This window comes from Nocardia abscessus NBRC 100374 (assembly GCF_000308455.1).
GTDB lineage: Bacteria > Actinomycetota > Actinomycetes > Mycobacteriales > Mycobacteriaceae > Nocardia > Nocardia abscessus.
The window spans coordinates 197752-211767 of record NZ_BAFP01000274.1; the positions used below are offsets into that span (position 1 = coordinate 197752).

General features: G+C 67.7%; 15 protein-coding genes. 4 read left to right on the top strand and 11 right to left on the bottom strand.

The features are described 5' to 3' along the window. Positions 1-4: 4 nt before the first annotated feature. A complete protein-coding gene (locus ON19_RS37645) occupies positions 5-793 on the bottom strand; it encodes a ferritin-like domain-containing protein (RefSeq protein WP_043704270.1) in 789 nt (262 codons plus the stop codon). Between the two features lie 23 nt (positions 794-816). Then, positions 817-2472 carry a fatty acyl-AMP ligase gene (locus ON19_RS37650; protein WP_043704271.1) on the bottom strand — a complete coding sequence of 552 codons (1656 nt, stop codon included), beginning with the start codon at positions 2470-2472 and terminating at the stop codon, positions 817-819. Between the two features lie 269 nt (positions 2473-2741). Between ON19_RS37650 and ON19_RS37655 the strand changes: the two genes are divergently transcribed. Genes ON19_RS37655 through ON19_RS37670 form a run of 4 tightly spaced genes read left to right on the top strand, consistent with a single transcriptional unit; the run spans position 2742 to position 7928 of the window. Continuing rightward, positions 2742-3980: a cytochrome P450 gene (locus tag ON19_RS37655; RefSeq protein ID WP_043704273.1), complete on the top strand. Its 1239-nt coding sequence runs from the start codon at positions 2742-2744 to the stop codon at positions 3978-3980. Further along, positions 3977-5200: a cytochrome P450 gene (locus tag ON19_RS37660; protein ID WP_043704275.1), complete on the top strand. Its 1224-nt coding sequence runs from the start codon at positions 3977-3979 to the stop codon at positions 5198-5200. The genes ON19_RS37655 and ON19_RS37660 overlap by 4 nt, the downstream gene beginning before the upstream one ends. After that, positions 5197-6600, top strand: a complete 1404-nt coding sequence (locus ON19_RS37665) for an FAD-dependent oxidoreductase (RefSeq protein ID WP_051169763.1) — start codon at positions 5197-5199, stop codon at positions 6598-6600. The genes ON19_RS37660 and ON19_RS37665 overlap by 4 nt, the downstream gene beginning before the upstream one ends. Before the next feature lie 59 nt (positions 6601-6659). Continuing rightward, on the top strand, positions 6660-7928 hold the full coding sequence (locus tag ON19_RS37670) for a cytochrome P450 (RefSeq protein WP_043704277.1): 1269 nt from the start codon (positions 6660-6662) through the stop codon (positions 7926-7928). 44 nt (positions 7929-7972) lie between these two features. Here ON19_RS37670 and ON19_RS37675 read toward each other — a convergent pair whose 3' ends face one another. The 9 genes from ON19_RS37675 to ON19_RS37715 form a co-directional block, all read right to left on the bottom strand. Next, the gene (locus ON19_RS37675) at positions 7973-8383 is read right to left on the bottom strand and encodes an RNHCP domain-containing protein (RefSeq protein WP_043704278.1); all 411 of its coding nucleotides are present in this window, start codon (positions 8381-8383) and stop codon (positions 7973-7975) included. Between the two features lie 10 nt (positions 8384-8393). Further along, positions 8394-8777: an RNHCP domain-containing protein gene (locus ON19_RS37680; protein ID WP_051169764.1), complete on the bottom strand. Its 384-nt coding sequence runs from the start codon at positions 8775-8777 to the stop codon at positions 8394-8396. A 271-nt stretch (positions 8778-9048) separates the two neighbouring features. Beyond that, positions 9049-9447 carry an NUDIX hydrolase gene (locus tag ON19_RS37685; protein ID WP_043704280.1) on the bottom strand — a complete coding sequence of 133 codons (399 nt, stop codon included), beginning with the start codon at positions 9445-9447 and terminating at the stop codon, positions 9049-9051. A gap of 72 nt (positions 9448-9519) precedes the next feature. Then, on the bottom strand, positions 9520-10290 hold the full coding sequence (locus tag ON19_RS37690; RefSeq protein WP_043704282.1) for a glucose 1-dehydrogenase: 771 nt from the start codon (positions 10288-10290) through the stop codon (positions 9520-9522). A 75-nt stretch (positions 10291-10365) separates the two neighbouring features. Continuing rightward, the gene (locus ON19_RS37695; RefSeq protein ID WP_227954887.1) at positions 10366-11049 is read right to left on the bottom strand and encodes a helix-turn-helix transcriptional regulator; all 684 of its coding nucleotides are present in this window, start codon (positions 11047-11049) and stop codon (positions 10366-10368) included. A 169-nt stretch (positions 11050-11218) separates the two neighbouring features. Beyond that, positions 11219-11785 carry a class IV adenylate cyclase gene (cyaB, locus tag ON19_RS37700; RefSeq protein ID WP_086006795.1) on the bottom strand — a complete coding sequence of 189 codons (567 nt, stop codon included), beginning with the start codon at positions 11783-11785 and terminating at the stop codon, positions 11219-11221. A gap of 8 nt (positions 11786-11793) precedes the next feature. Further along, complete coding sequence (locus ON19_RS37705; protein WP_043704284.1) at positions 11794-13173, bottom strand: hypothetical protein; 1380 nt, start codon at positions 13171-13173, stop codon at positions 11794-11796. Between the two features lie 52 nt (positions 13174-13225). Then, the gene (locus tag ON19_RS37710; RefSeq protein WP_043704286.1) at positions 13226-13444 is read right to left on the bottom strand and encodes a hypothetical protein; all 219 of its coding nucleotides are present in this window, start codon (positions 13442-13444) and stop codon (positions 13226-13228) included. Beyond that, entirely contained in the window at positions 13441-13773 is a 333-nt protein-coding gene (locus ON19_RS37715) for a hypothetical protein (protein WP_156094918.1), read from the bottom strand. The genes ON19_RS37710 and ON19_RS37715 overlap by 4 nt, the downstream gene beginning before the upstream one ends. Positions 13774-14016 lie beyond the last annotated feature (243 nt).

Sequence of the window (14016 nt, forward strand, 5' to 3'; positions counted from 1 at the left end):
GGCGTCAGGCGATCGCGTCGGCCAGGGCCCGGCGAACCTTGGCGTTGCTGGACAGATCCAGTCCGGTCATGTTGCCGAAGGTGCGACGGACCTTGTCGTGCAGGACGTCCAGCTCACCCTCCGCGGCGACCTGCTCGAGGAACAGCTCGAACCCGGTGTCGATGGTCTCGTGGTCGCCGAGCTCGCTGATCCCGGCCTTGAACGTGCTGACCGGGTGCTTGATCTTGGCCTCGGAGCTGTACACGTAGAGGGTCTCCAGCACCGAGGGCAGCTCCTCGGGACGCCGCCGCAAACGCTCGGTGGCGTAGTGGATGAACTCGCGCGCGTGGCCCGCTTCGTCACGACCGGCGTTGAGCAGCAACCCCTTCAGCACGGGCTCCTCGACCCAGTTCGCCACCGCACGATAGATGTGGTTGACGGTGAGCTCGGAGATGATGTTCGTGGCCAGGGTCGCCGAGGGGGTGGTGCCCGGCGCGTACGGCTCGCGCATCGAGTCGACGGCCTTGTCGTCCACCTTCTCGCCGAGCGCGCCCAACCAGGACCGGAACGCGTAGTGGTGCTGCACTTCCTGGTAGCCCCACACCACCGCGAACGTGGAGAAGTCGTAGTCGTCGACGAACTCGTTCATGAACCCGTGCACCGCGGCGATGACGTTGGATTCGCCCATCGTCGCGCTCTTGGCGAGGGTGATGTACTCGGGACGGACCAGAGACTTGTCGACGGCGTCGAGATCGAGGTCGGCCAGCTTCCAATGCAGGCGCTCGTAGTGGCGGAAGACGTCATAGCTGTGCACGAAGGACTCCAGTTCGGTCGGGATTACCGGCGGTGCGTGATGAGATCGCGGGCGGCGCGCCGCTGGAGCTTGCCGCTGCTGGTTCGGGGAATGCTGCGCGGCGCGACCAAGTGGACCCGCACCGCGGCCAGGCCGAGTTCGGCGGAGATCCGGGCGCGAATCGCCTCGGTCAGCGCGTCGGCGGCTGCTCCGGTGCGCTCGGATTCGGCGATCAGCGCGATCACGTCCGCGTCGGGGTCGATCGCCGCCGTGCACCGGCCCTTGTACACACCGTCGAGGCCGCGCACGGCCGCCTCGACGTCCTGGGCGTAGTAGTTCACGCCGCGCACGGTGATCATGTCCTTGCACCGGCCGGTGACGAAAAGCTCGCCGTCGCGCAGGTATCCGAGGTCGCCGGTGCGCAGCCAGCCGTCGGCGAACAGCCCGGCCACTCGCGACGGGTCGGCGGTGAGGTATCCGTCGGTGACCGCGTCGCCCCGGATGAGGATCTCGCCGACTTCCCCGTCGGGCAGCGCACGATCCCCGTCGGTGGCGACGACGCGCAATCGCAGCCGCTGTACCGGCGCTCCGACTCCGGCGACCGGCCGAGCGCCCGGCGCATCCGGTGAAACACTCTGTGCGACCGCGTCATCCGACAGCTTCGCCCGATCGACCCACTCGAAGACGGGTTCCCGGCCGAGCGGGGGGAAGGTGACCGCCAGGGTGGCTTCGGCCATGCCGTAGACGCCGAACATGGTGGCCGGACGGAATCCCGCGGGCGCGAAACGCTCGCAGAAGGCGACGACGACGTCCCGGGAGATCGGCTCCGACCCGTTGAACGCGATCCGCCAGCGGCTCAGGTCGTAGTCGCGCACCCGGTCGGCGGGCACGGCGGCCAGCAGCGACTCGTAGCCGAAATCGGGCATCGCGGTGATGGTGGCGCCGCTGGCGGCGAATTCGCCGAGCCAGCGCGCCGGGTCCTTGACGAACGCGATGGGGGACCACACGTGTGCGGGAATGCCGCGCAGAACGGCCGAGAGCGTGCCGAACAGGCCCATGTCGTGGAACAGCGGAAGCCAGAAGCCGCCCTGGTCGTCCAGGCTCAACTCGATGCCGGCGCGAATCGCTGCCAGGCCGCTGAGCACGTTGTGGTGGGTCAGGCGAACGCCCTTGGGGGTCGCGGTGCTGCCCGAAGTGAACTGGATGACGGCGAGGTCCTCGGGCCCGAGTGCGGGAAGTGCTTCGGCCGCAGGCGGGTCCGACTCGAAAAGCGTTGCGCTGTCGATCAGTTCGACGTCCAACGCGTCGCTCAGCAGCGCGGCGAGGTCGGCGAAGCGATGCGACACCAGAACGGTGCGCATGCCCGCCGCCGCGATGACGGCCGCCAGCTTCTGCGGGTAGCCGCTCGCGGCCCGCGCGCCGGCGGGCAGCGGAAGGGGAGTGGCGGCGCCGCCCGCCGCGGTCACGCCGAACAGGCAGGTGAGGAACTCGGGGGCGTTCGGGCTGAGGATGCCTACCGGTTCGCCGCGCCGCACACCGTGCCGGACCAGCGCCGTCGCCGCCACCAGGGACAGCCGGTGCAGTTCGGCGTAGTCGACGGTTTCCGACACCGACCAGAACGTGGCGGCCACCGCGGGATGGGCGGCGGCGATCTCGGCGAGGCGGCCGTGCAGGGTTACGGCCGATTCCGCGGAATTCATACCTGCCACGACAACAGCGAATTATGACGGTGCATTGAACTCGTTGTGAATTGACGACGGCGATAAACAGGGGCGATCAGCCGATCACTTTGCCCGATAAAGTATTTCGGCTATGGGGCGATAGGAACGGGTAATCGCCGCCGCGCCGGGCCGGTGGCGAGCACCACGATGGACGAGAAATTTCTTTCGCGTCCCGGAATTGTCCGCAGCGATCCGGCGGATGATATGTCCTTTTCCGCGCCGCGTCCATTTCTATTCAGGAGTCGCCGGTGAGTTCCGACCATTCCGCGGTCGAGGAATCGACCCCGGTCCAGCGGGCGGTCGTCGAGAGCGTCGCCGCGCATATGCGGCACAACCCCTACGGCAGTTACGGCGTGCTGCGGGCGGCGGGCCCGTTCGTGCCCGGCCCGCACGACACCCACCTGGTGACCCGCCACCACGAGGCGCAAGCGATCATGCAGGACCCGCGCTGGAGTCATGCGGAGGAACCGGATCTACTGCACGGCGACAGCGAGGTCGAACTGCCCGGATCGTTCCTCTGGATGGAGCCGCCGGAGCACACCCGCCTGCGCGGGCTGGTGAGCAAGGCGTTCACCGCGCGCACCGTCAGCGGCATGCGGGAGCGCGCCGAGCGATTGGTCGACGACCTGATGGCGAAGATGCTCGCCGATCGCGACGTGGACGTGCTGGAGGCGTTGGCGTATCCGCTGCCGCTGACCATGGTGTGTGAGCTGCTGGGCGTGCCTGCCGAGGCGCACGAGCACGTCCGGGAGATCTCCACGAGCATTGCGCGCGGCCTCGATCCCGACGTGCTGCTGTCGAAGCAGGAACTCGACGCGCGCACCCACGCGGTGCACGCCTTCCTCGAATTCTTCGGCGACCTGGTCGAACAGCGGCGCCGCACCCCGCGCGCCGATCTGATCACCGCACTGGTGCAGGCCGACGACGCGGGCGCCCGGCTCACGCGCACCGAACTGCTCGGCACCCTGCTGATCCTCGTCGTTGCCGGGCACGAGACCACGGTCAACCTGATCGGCAACGGTGTGCTCGCACTCATCCGTCACCCGGAGCAGTTCGAGCGGCTGCGCAGCTTTCCCGAGCTGTCCGAACCCGCGGTGGACGAGGTGCTGCGCTACGACGCCCCGGTGCATCTGACCACGCGCACCGCGCACGAGGAGATCACCGTCTCCGGAAAGACGTTCGCGCCGGGTGAGGCGGTGATCGTGCTGCTCGCGTCGGCCAACCGTGATCCGGCGGCCTTCCCCCGGGCCGACGAGTTCGACATCGCGAGGTATGCGCGGGGGCGAAAAGCCGAGCGGCACTTGTCCTTCGGGCTCGGTCTGCACTATTGCCTCGGCGCGCCGCTGGCCCGGCTGGAGATGCGCGCGGTGCTGCGGGCGATCGCCGATCGGGTCGCGTCGCTGTCCCTGCTCGAGGAACCGCCGTACCGGCCGAACGTGGTCGTGCGCGGCATGTCGCAACTGCGTGTCCGGATGGAGGCCCGATGAACACCGTTACGCCCCCCGATGTCACCTTCGATGCTTTCGACCCGAGCGCACGCGCCGACCCGTATCCGGCCTACCGGCGAGTGCGAGACGCGGCGGCGCTGTTCCCGTACGCATTCGGCGACGTGCCGGTCACTTTGATCACCCGCTACGAGGAGTGCGCCGCGATTCTGACCGGCGCCGACTGGGGGCACGGCTACGCGGCGGGCATCAGCCCGTTCCGCGACACCACTGCCGCGATACCCGGTTCGTTCGTCCGGATGGATCCGCCCGAGCACGGTCGCTACCGCAAGCTGGTCGCGAAGGCGTTCACCCCGCGGTTGATGGCCGACATGGCGCCGGTCGCCGGGCAGGTGGTGCGGGAGATCGTGGACGCGGCCCTCGTGCGTGGCGAACTCGACGTGCTCGACGGTTTGGCGGTGCCGCTGGCGGTGGCGATGGTTCCGGTCCGGCTGCTCGGCGCCGACCCGGCCGACGGCGCGAAGTTCCGGGAATGGCAGCTGGCCATCGCGCGCGGCAGCGACCCCGACTCGCTGCTCGGCCCGGAGGATGTCACCGCCCGCACCGCGGCGGCCATGGAGTGCATGGGGTACTTCGCCCGGCTGGTCCAGCAGAAGAAGCGCAACCCGACGCCGGACCTGCTCAGCGCGCTGGTCGCGGCCGCCGCGGACAGCGATCAGCTGACCGAACCGGAAGTGATCGGCATGGCCCTGCTCACCCTGGTCGCGGGCATGGAAACCTCGATCAACCTGATCGGCAACGGCATGCTCGCGCTGCTGCGCAACCCCGGCCAACTCGCCCTGCTGCGAGACAACCCCGAGCTGATCGCGCCCGCGCTCGATGAAATGCTCCGCTACGACGCCCCCACCCAGTTCACCATTCGCGTCGCACTGGCCGACACCACGGTCGGCGAGCATCAGTTCCGGCGCGGCGACGGGGTCGTGGTGCTCACGGCCTCGGCCAGCCGGGACGACCGGGTGTATCCGGACGCGGACAGCTTCGATATCACCCGCTACGCCGGAAATCGCCCGGCGCGCAAGCATCTCGGCTTCAGCCTCGGCATCCACTACTGCGTGGGTGCGCCGTTGGCGCGGATCGAGGCCGAGGCCGCGATCGGCGCGCTGCTGGCTCGCGCTCCGAAGCTCGCACCGGCGACCGACGCGATCGACTACCGGCCGAGTCTGATCCACCGCGGCATCGTGTCGCTGCCGGTGACGATGTGAACGCGACACGGCACGCGGTCGTGCTCGGCGCGGGCGTCGCCGGGCTGCTGGCGGCCCGGGTGCTCGCCGACCACTTCGACCGGGTCACGGTCTTCGAGCGGGACGGCTTCGACGCCGAGGGTATGCGCAAAGGCGTGCCGCAGGCACGGCACCTGCACGGGCTGCTGGACCGTGGCCGCACCGTCATCGAGGAACTGTTCCCCGGATTCACCGACCAGATGACCGCCCGCGGCGCGACCCGGGCCGAAGCCCTGGTCGGAACCCGATGGTATGTGGGCGGACTGCGAGCCGCGCCGGCGTCCACCGGGCTCACATCCCTGATCGCCACTCGCCCGCTGCTGGAAGCACTGCTGCGCGAACGCACTTCGGCGTTACCCCCGGTGCGGCTCGTGGCGGGAACCGCGCGCGGACTGGTCGGTGACGCGCATGGCGTGCGCGCGGTCTCCGTGTCCGGTGATTCCGGCGTCGAGACGCATGCCACCGAACTTGTGATCGATGCCACCGGCCGCGGCTCCCGGGCGGCGGTGTGGCTCACCGCGCTCGGCGCCGAGTCACCGGACGAGCAGCGGCTGGAGGTGGACCTCGGCTACGCCTCGCGGTTCTACCGGCGGATCGAAGGCCAGCTCGACGGGCACTCGTCGGTGATCATCTCGACCGGTGCCAACGGCCGCGGCGGCGGAGCGGTCCGGGTGGAAGGCGACCGCTGGCACGTCACCCTGGCCGGAATCCTCGGCGACCATCCACCCACCGACCCGGACGGCTTCACCCGCTTCGCCGCCTCCTTGGCCGCGCCCGACATCTTCGAACTGATCGCGCGATCCGAACCGCTCGGCGACGCGGTACCGCACCGCTTCCGCGCTCCGGTGCGCAGGCGCTACCGGCATCGTGCGGCGGTGCCGCGGGGCTTCCTGCTGCTCGGTGACGCGCTGTGCAGCTTCAATCCGCTCTACGCCCAAGGTATGGCGGTCGCGGCGCAGCAGGCCGTCGCGCTGCGCGCCTGTCTGCGCGCGGGCGGACCGACGCCCGATCTACCCGCGCGGTTCTACGCGGCGGCGGACAAGGCGCTCGACGTCGCCTGGCAGCTGTCTGCCGGAGCGGATCTCGCGCATCCGGGTGTGGCCGGGCCGCGCACGGTGCGCACGCGCCTCACCAACGCCTACGTCGCCCGCGTTCATCGCGCCGCGCACGTCGACCCGCAGGTGTCGCGGACTTTCTTGCGGGTGGCGAACCTGGTCGAACCGCCGACGGCCCTACTGCACCCGTCGATGGCGAGAAGAGTTCTGCTGCCCAGGCGCCCGCGAACTGGCGCGCCGGGAATGAACTTCAGCAGTCCCGGAGCCGTTCGGGCGGGTTCGTCGTCGCCGCCGGACCCGAGCCATCGCATCCATTCCGATCACTGACCTTTGTCGCACGACCGGCAGCATCCACCAGGTGCTCCGTAGAGGAGGGACCACTCGACATGGACTCGTCAACCGCGGGTACGGCTGTCGCGGAACAGGATTCCGCCATCCAAACCGCCCTGATCCAACTCTTCGGACCCGAAGGCAGGCCCGATCCCTACACCCCGGCCCGGGTGTTGCGCGAGGCGGGCAGACTGCACCAGACCCCGCTGGGCCACTATGTGCTCACCCGCTACGACGACTGCGCCGCCGTCCTGTCGACCACCGCGTGGAGCCACGCGGAGGAGGCGGCGATGATGCATCCCACGGTGTCGCCGGAGGACGCGCCCGAAGAACTGCCCACCTCGTTCCTGTGGATGGAGCCGCCGGATCACACCCGCCTGCGCAACCTGGTGACCAAGGGCTTCACCCCGCGCATGGTGACCAGGCTCCGTCCGCGGATTCTTCAGCTCACCGAGCAACTGGTCGACAAAGCCTTGGAGGCAGGCGAATTCGACCTCGTCGAGATGATCGCCTACCCGCTGCCGCTGATCATCGCGTGCGAGCTGATCGGCGTGCCGCCGGACGCCTACGACCAGGTGCACCGGTGGTCCCAGGATCTGGCGCGCGGCTTCGACCACGACTACACGCTGCCCGAGGAGTCGCTGAAGGCCCGCAGCGCGGCCTCGCGCGGATTCATGGGCTACTTCCGCCAATTGCTGAACGAGCGCCGCCGCGACCCGAAGGACGACCTGCTCAGTGCGCTGTCCCAGGTCGAGGACCGGGGAGACGTGCTCACCGAGCAGGAGTTGCTGGCCACCTGCATCACCACGTTCGTGGCCGGGCACGAGACGACGGCCAACCTGATCGGCACCGGCATGCTGCAGTTGATGCGCAACCCCGAAGCGATCGACACCTTGCGCAAACGCCCGGAACTGGTGACCTCGGCACCCGATGAACTCTTGCGCCTGGAGCCGTCGGTGCAGATCACCACGCGCGCCGCGACCCGCCCGATCACGCTGGCCGGTCACGACTTCGAGCCGGGCGAGGGCGTGGTGGTGCTGATCAACTCGGCCAACCGCGACGACGCGGCCTACACCGATCCCGATCGCATCGACGTCGCCCGGTACGCCGATCCGATGAATCCCGCCAAGAAGCACCTCGGCTTCAGCCTCGGCATCCACTACTGCCTCGGTGCGCCGCTGGCGCTGCTGGAGATGGAAGTGCTGCTCGAGGTGCTGCTGCGGAAGGTCCGCGACATCGAATTGCTGTCGGACACCCCGCCGTACAAGCCGAATGTCGTGATCCGCGGGTTGGAAGCGCTGCCAACCCGGTTCACGGCGGTCTGAGCCCGTACCCTCGGGCCGAGCAGGACTCGGCCCGAGGGTGCCGGTCACAGCGACAGCAGCACCCGCCTGCCCAGCCGTGGATCGGACAGCGGGCGCAACGCGATGCGGATCAGCGCCACCGCGTCGTCGTCGCCCGCGATGCGATTCGCCCGGACGCGGCCACAGGCCACGCACTGGTGCACCAGCAGCCATTCCCCGTCTGCGCGCGAGGACATGCTCACCGCTGCCATCCGCCCGCGACATGCGGCGGCGCGGTCACCCGGCACTCGCTGATCGACATGCCTACTGGCCAGACAGTGCGGACAGTGATTGCGATGCGCGGTCCCGGGCGCACGCACCGGGATCTCCCTTCTACAGCCGACGCAGCGGAAAATATCGCCGGATTCGCCACCGACCCCGTGCAGTACCTCTTTGGGACGTTGCGGGCGGCGCCGCTCGAATTTCCTTCGTGGCATGACGCGCGCCTCACAGATCCGCGAATATTTCGAGTGGGAACGGTGGCTCGGCCAGCGGCCGAACGGCGATGCGCATCAAGATCAGCTGGTTGTCGTCGCCGGACACCGGGTGCAGCGCCAGTTCGTGACAGCCGGTGCATCGGTGCACCACAGCCCACTCGCCGCCGCGCGACACGGCGATCGAGAGCGGAGCCATGCGCGCCCCGCAGTCGGACGGGCCGCCACCGACCTGGTCGCGGGTGTGCCGCGAATTCAGGCAGCTCGGGCAGTGGTTGCGCCTGCTGCTGTCGGGCGCGAGCGTCGATACGACGAGCCCACAGCGAACGCAGGTGAAAGTGTCGGTCCGCAGCGACGGGCTGGGACCGCGATGAGACGAAGAGGTGTTGCTCGACACCCGGGTACTCCTCACTGAGCGGTGATTGATGCAGCAGGAGAAGACCGAGCGCGCCTCGACGGTGCCGACGGCGTTCCGGCTTGGTCAGTCGTGACCGAACGGGTCGTTCGAATCCACACGGTGCGGCGCGCTCGGCGCTCGCCGGGACATAAACCACTCCTCTCGAGTTCGGTGGACCATCGGCCTCCGAGGTCGCGTCACCGTATCGCCGCACGCTGCCGCGCCACCACCGATTTTCGGCGCGTGCGCGACGGGCGTGACAGGGGGCGGACTACCAGTCGACCAAGCCGAGTTCGTGGAGCTTGCGGAAGACCAGCATCGAGCCGGGTGCCACGTGGTCCATGGCGGCGTACTCGCTCACGGTGAAGTAGCGGAGTTCGGCGATCTCGCTGGTGGGTCGCGGATCGCCGTCGAGTTCCGCGGTGAAGCAGGTCATGTGCAGCCGGGTGCCGGGGGAGTGCCCGTACGCCTCGGCGTGGAACACGCCGAGCTCGTCGAAAGAGACGACGCCGACACCGAGTTCCTCGCGCACCTCACGGTGCAGCGCCGCCTCGGGCGTCTCACCGGGGTCGATCTTGCCGCCGGCCATGTAGAAGACGTCCTTGCCGGCCGAGCGCGCCTGCAACAGGCGACGATCCCGGACATGGGCCAGCGCGGCGGTGCGAATCACCGGGCCACTGTACTGAGCGGCCCGAACGGGACGTCAACCGGATTTCGCCGGGATCGGCCGAGCTCGAGCCGGTCAGATCAGCTCGCGGGATATGGCCCCGACGAGTCCGCCATCGATGATCAGGTCCTGCCCGTTGACGTAGGACGCCTCGGCGGACGCGAGGAAAGCCACGGCGTCGGCCACATCGTCGGCGGTGCCCAACCGGCGGCTGGCCACTTCGGCGAGCACCGCGGCGTGCGCATCGGGGCTGACGTTGTCGTGGAACATCGGGGTCTCGATGTATCCCGGACTCACGGAGTTGACCCGAATCCCCTTGAGCCCCAGCTCCGCCGCGAGTGTACGGGCAAGGTTGTGCACGGCCGCTTTGGTGGCCGCGTACAAGGAGGCTCCGGGCAGACCGCGATGCAGCGTCCACGACGCGTTGATGACGATCGACGCGTGCTCCGACAGCAGCGGCAGCGCCTTCTGGATGGTGAAGAACACACCTTTGAAGTTGGCGTCCACGACGCGGTCGAACTCGTCCTCGGTGATCTCGGCGTGCGGCCGGAAGGACGCCACCCCGGCGTTGGCGAACACGACGTCCAGGCGTCCGTGCCGGTCGCGGATGGCGGCGGCCAGCGCGTCGAGATCGGCGACGCGCCCCGCGTCGCCTTGTATCGCGACCACGCGGTCGTCACCGTTCAATTCTTCGACCGCGGCGTCCAGCCGAGTCTTGTCCCGGCCGGTGATGACCACGCGCGCGCCCTCGGTGAGCAGCCGTCGTGCGGTGGCCAGTCCCATGCCGCTCGAGCCGCCGGTGATGAGCGCGACCTGACCGTCGAATCGGGAGTTGCTGTGCGTCATGAGGATCAGCGTGCCGAAGGCCCGGTCCGCGTAACAGTGTCCAGTTGACCTAGGTGTGGCACCACCAGGCTACGGTCAGGCCGGGGCGGCGAGCCTGATCCGCATCAACCTGTCGACCCGCTGCGCGGTCTCGGTGCCGGGTTGCGGGTTGTAGAGCACCAGGAACCAATCCGGGTGGTCGGCCACCGCGAGGGTGGTCGTGTCGAACAGCAGGTCGCCTGCTTCGGGGTGGCGTACCGCCTTCACGGCTTGGCTCGGGGCGTCCACGTCGTGGCGGGCCCACAGCTCGGCGAATTCACCGCTCGCGGCGGTGAGTTCGCCGATTACCCGGCCGAACTCGGGGTCACCGGGGTGATGCGCCGCATCCGCGCGGAAAGCGGCTACGACCGCGGGCGCGATCGCGCTCCACTCCACGTGCATGCCGCGGTACCTGGCGTTGGTGAAGAACGAGACCAGGCAGTTGTGGTCGGCATCGGTGAAACCGAAGACGGTTCGCGCGGTGTCGTTGACCGCGAGCAGATTCCAGGAGCGGTCGCGCAGCACCGCGGGCCGCGACCCCCACGCGTCGAGCAGCCGGCGCAGCTGCGGGGTGACCTCGGCGTCGCGCGTCGAGCCCGGCGGCGGCGGGTTGAGACCGGCGAGCAGGTACAGATGTGTCCGCTCCGGACCGGACAGGCGCAGTGCGGCGCAGATCGCGTCGAGCACCTCCGCCGACACAGTGATGTCGCGTCCCTGCTCCAGCCACGTGTACCAGGACACGCCCACCCCGGCTGACGCGTTATTAGTGCATACTACATGGCCCAGTGGAAACAACCCGATTGGGCTGTTTCCACTGCGTTGGCTTCCCGAGGATCCGGGTCCGGTTCCAAACGGGACGGACCCTGGAGTGGCTATTTCAGGGTGCGACCCATCCCCACGGCCGTTGACCCTAGTGGGCTGCGGACATGACGAGATCGCGGTAGGGCAGGCCGACAACCGGGTAATCGGCTATGCCGAGCTCGTTTTCGACCTCTTCGAGATGGATGGTTGCAGCGTAGGTGTCTGCGGCGGTGACCTCGGTTTCGACGAAGGTTCCGGCATGGGTGACGGCGTCGATAGCGACGATGACGTCGTCGTGTTCGGGATGCTCGTAGATGGTGCGAGCCTTCTCAACGCGAACGAGTTCGACCATGCCGATTGCGGCGAGCAGTTGGTTGGCCGCTGCGGCTTGGTCGGGACTACTGAGAGCCACGTTGGTTTCGCGTTTGGCGATCACGTCGGCGTCGCTGTGGGTGCTGGCATTCGACGGTGGCTTGTAAGTGATTTCGGCGAACCCATCTCGCTGCCGAATGCGGAGGCACTCAACAGTTTTCATGTAGTCGACATCGGGGCGGCTGTAGTAGGTGTCGACCTCAGTGAGGTGTCCGGCCTCGCGGTATCCGAGTTCGGTGAGCCGCTGACGGAGGGAACTGGGGTCGGGGAGTTCGCGTTTACGCTCGACCTCGATCAAGTGCATGGGTTGAATCATCCTCTCGTGTGGATGGCGGTGTGAACGCGGGCAAGGCTGGGTTTGGAGCAATGTTGGCGGATCGTTCCGAGTGCCTGCTGTAGGGCCTCGGAGTCGGTGACGGGGATGTTTTGGAACAACACCATCTGTTTGGCGTCGCTGAGTGGGTTGGCGAGGTTCTTGCCGAGGAACCGGTTGTAGTAATGCCGTTCTCGGACGAAGACATCGGTGGGTTGTACCGGCATGAGAACGGACGGCATGCCCGTGTCGGTCTCGGCGGAGTGGACGGCGAATGCCGTCAGTAGCTCGTCGGCGGTGAGGTAGGCGTAAGTTTCGCGGCCTTCGCGCTCGAGCCAGCTACTCCAGATCTGTCCGCAGTCGTTGTTGCCGCGTTCGACGGCTGCGAGGAACAGGTTCAGCGCGACATCGGTGACGGCGTCGAAGATGTCACCGTCGATCACGTGATGGTCACCGTAGGATTCGCTGACCGCCTGGATGTTGGCGCGGTCGTTGGTCGACATCCACGCGCTGTCGGTGAATGCGAAGTGCACGCGCTTGTGGCCGGTGCGGAAGTCTATCCAGTCCCCCGAGAGTTGGCCGTCGAGTATGGGCGTGAACCCCAGGATTCCCGAACGCCATACGTGGTCGCGCAGGGTGATGTAGTGGCGTTGCGCTTCACGGAACAGCCCGATCGGGCCGTGGATGACGGCGCAGACGCGGGGGTCGAGTTCCGAGGCGGCGACGATGCGCGAGTTCTGGCGGACGATGACCTCGTCGTCGTGATGGTGGTAGGGGTGGGTGCCGTGGTGGAGGTAGTGCGGCAGGAACAGGCGCAGAAACTGCAACCATGATGGGGCACTGTAGGACTGGACTGCGGGCTCGTGCAGCGATGGCGCGTCGACGGCGTACACGTCGCGGTAGACGAAGAACCCATAGGGTTTCAGCACACTCGGGAAGGTCCGGATCATCGTGTGCAGGCCGCTGTAGGCACCGCCGTACGAGTAGATCTCGTGCAGCAGCGCTGACGCGCTGATGACATCGACGGGCTCATAGACCAACGTCGCGATGTCTTGCGCCCACCCGCGTACCAGTGCGCACGTACCGACAGTATTGAAACGGTCAATGGCCTGGGTGAGAGTGTGCGACGTTATGCCAGGTGCCTCGATGAGGGTGAGACGAACATCGCGGGGCTCGGCCTCCAGTTGGGATGCCAGGAACGTGACGGCCGCGCCGCCACCGGGGCCGATCTCGATGACGTGCGGGTCGGCATCGGCAACCCGAGCAAGGGCACGTTGAACGAGTAGCCCCTTCTCCTGACCGTGGTCGTTGGCGGCCACGTCGAGGTAGGTTGCCTCGGATTTCTGTTGATAGGCAAAGGAATTCGATGTACCGATCATTGCGCACCGCTGGCCTTTGGTCTGGAAGTGTGGTCGGTCGAGGTGAGGGCGGCTACGGCTCGAGGTAGAGGCGTTCATTGGGCAACCTAGTTAGTTCAGCGGTGTCACCAGGGATGACCTGCACCGCATCTGGGTAGTGGTGAGCGCGGAAGTCCTGAATGAACAGGAGCGCGGCGGTGAGGCATGCGGCGAAGTCGAACCGTGCACCATGCAGGTACACGCTCAGATGAACGTCTGGATCCTCTGGTAGCGGGGAAGCCTGTTCACTCATGACGTCTCCCGTAATCGGTCGGTGCTGGTGCAGGCCACGAACTTGGTTGGTGTGATCAGGTCGCACGCCACAGCGATGGCCCGGACGCGGCTGTTGAAGTGGGCCATGCTCGGCGCGATGACCGCGGTCGCTCCCTTGCCGCGTGCCGTCCCGACAATGAGGACTGTCGGCATGAACGTGTCGTCACCGATGGTGACCAGTCCCGTAAGGGTGTAGCCGCGTCGCTGCGCCAACTCGGCGATCACTCGTTCGTCCCGCAACAGGTGCGGGCCACTGACTTCAAGCGATAGAACACCAATTGCTCTGGGAGCGAGAGTATTTGTGTTCATGGCCGCTCCTGCATCGGCGGCGCGCACCTACGCTCACTCATGGGCCGTCCGCCTCCGCACGGGCCGGTACCGACCTGAGCAAGCGCGTATCGCGTCGACCACCGCAAGTCCGGATGGCCGGAATGTGCAGCGGGGCGGTTCGATCCAGCGCCGGAACTGCGTGCCTTTGTCGGCTGGCGACGGCAAAGCGACGGTGCCACCGGTTCGCACTACCGAGACGTCGAGGCGATACATCTCGGCGAA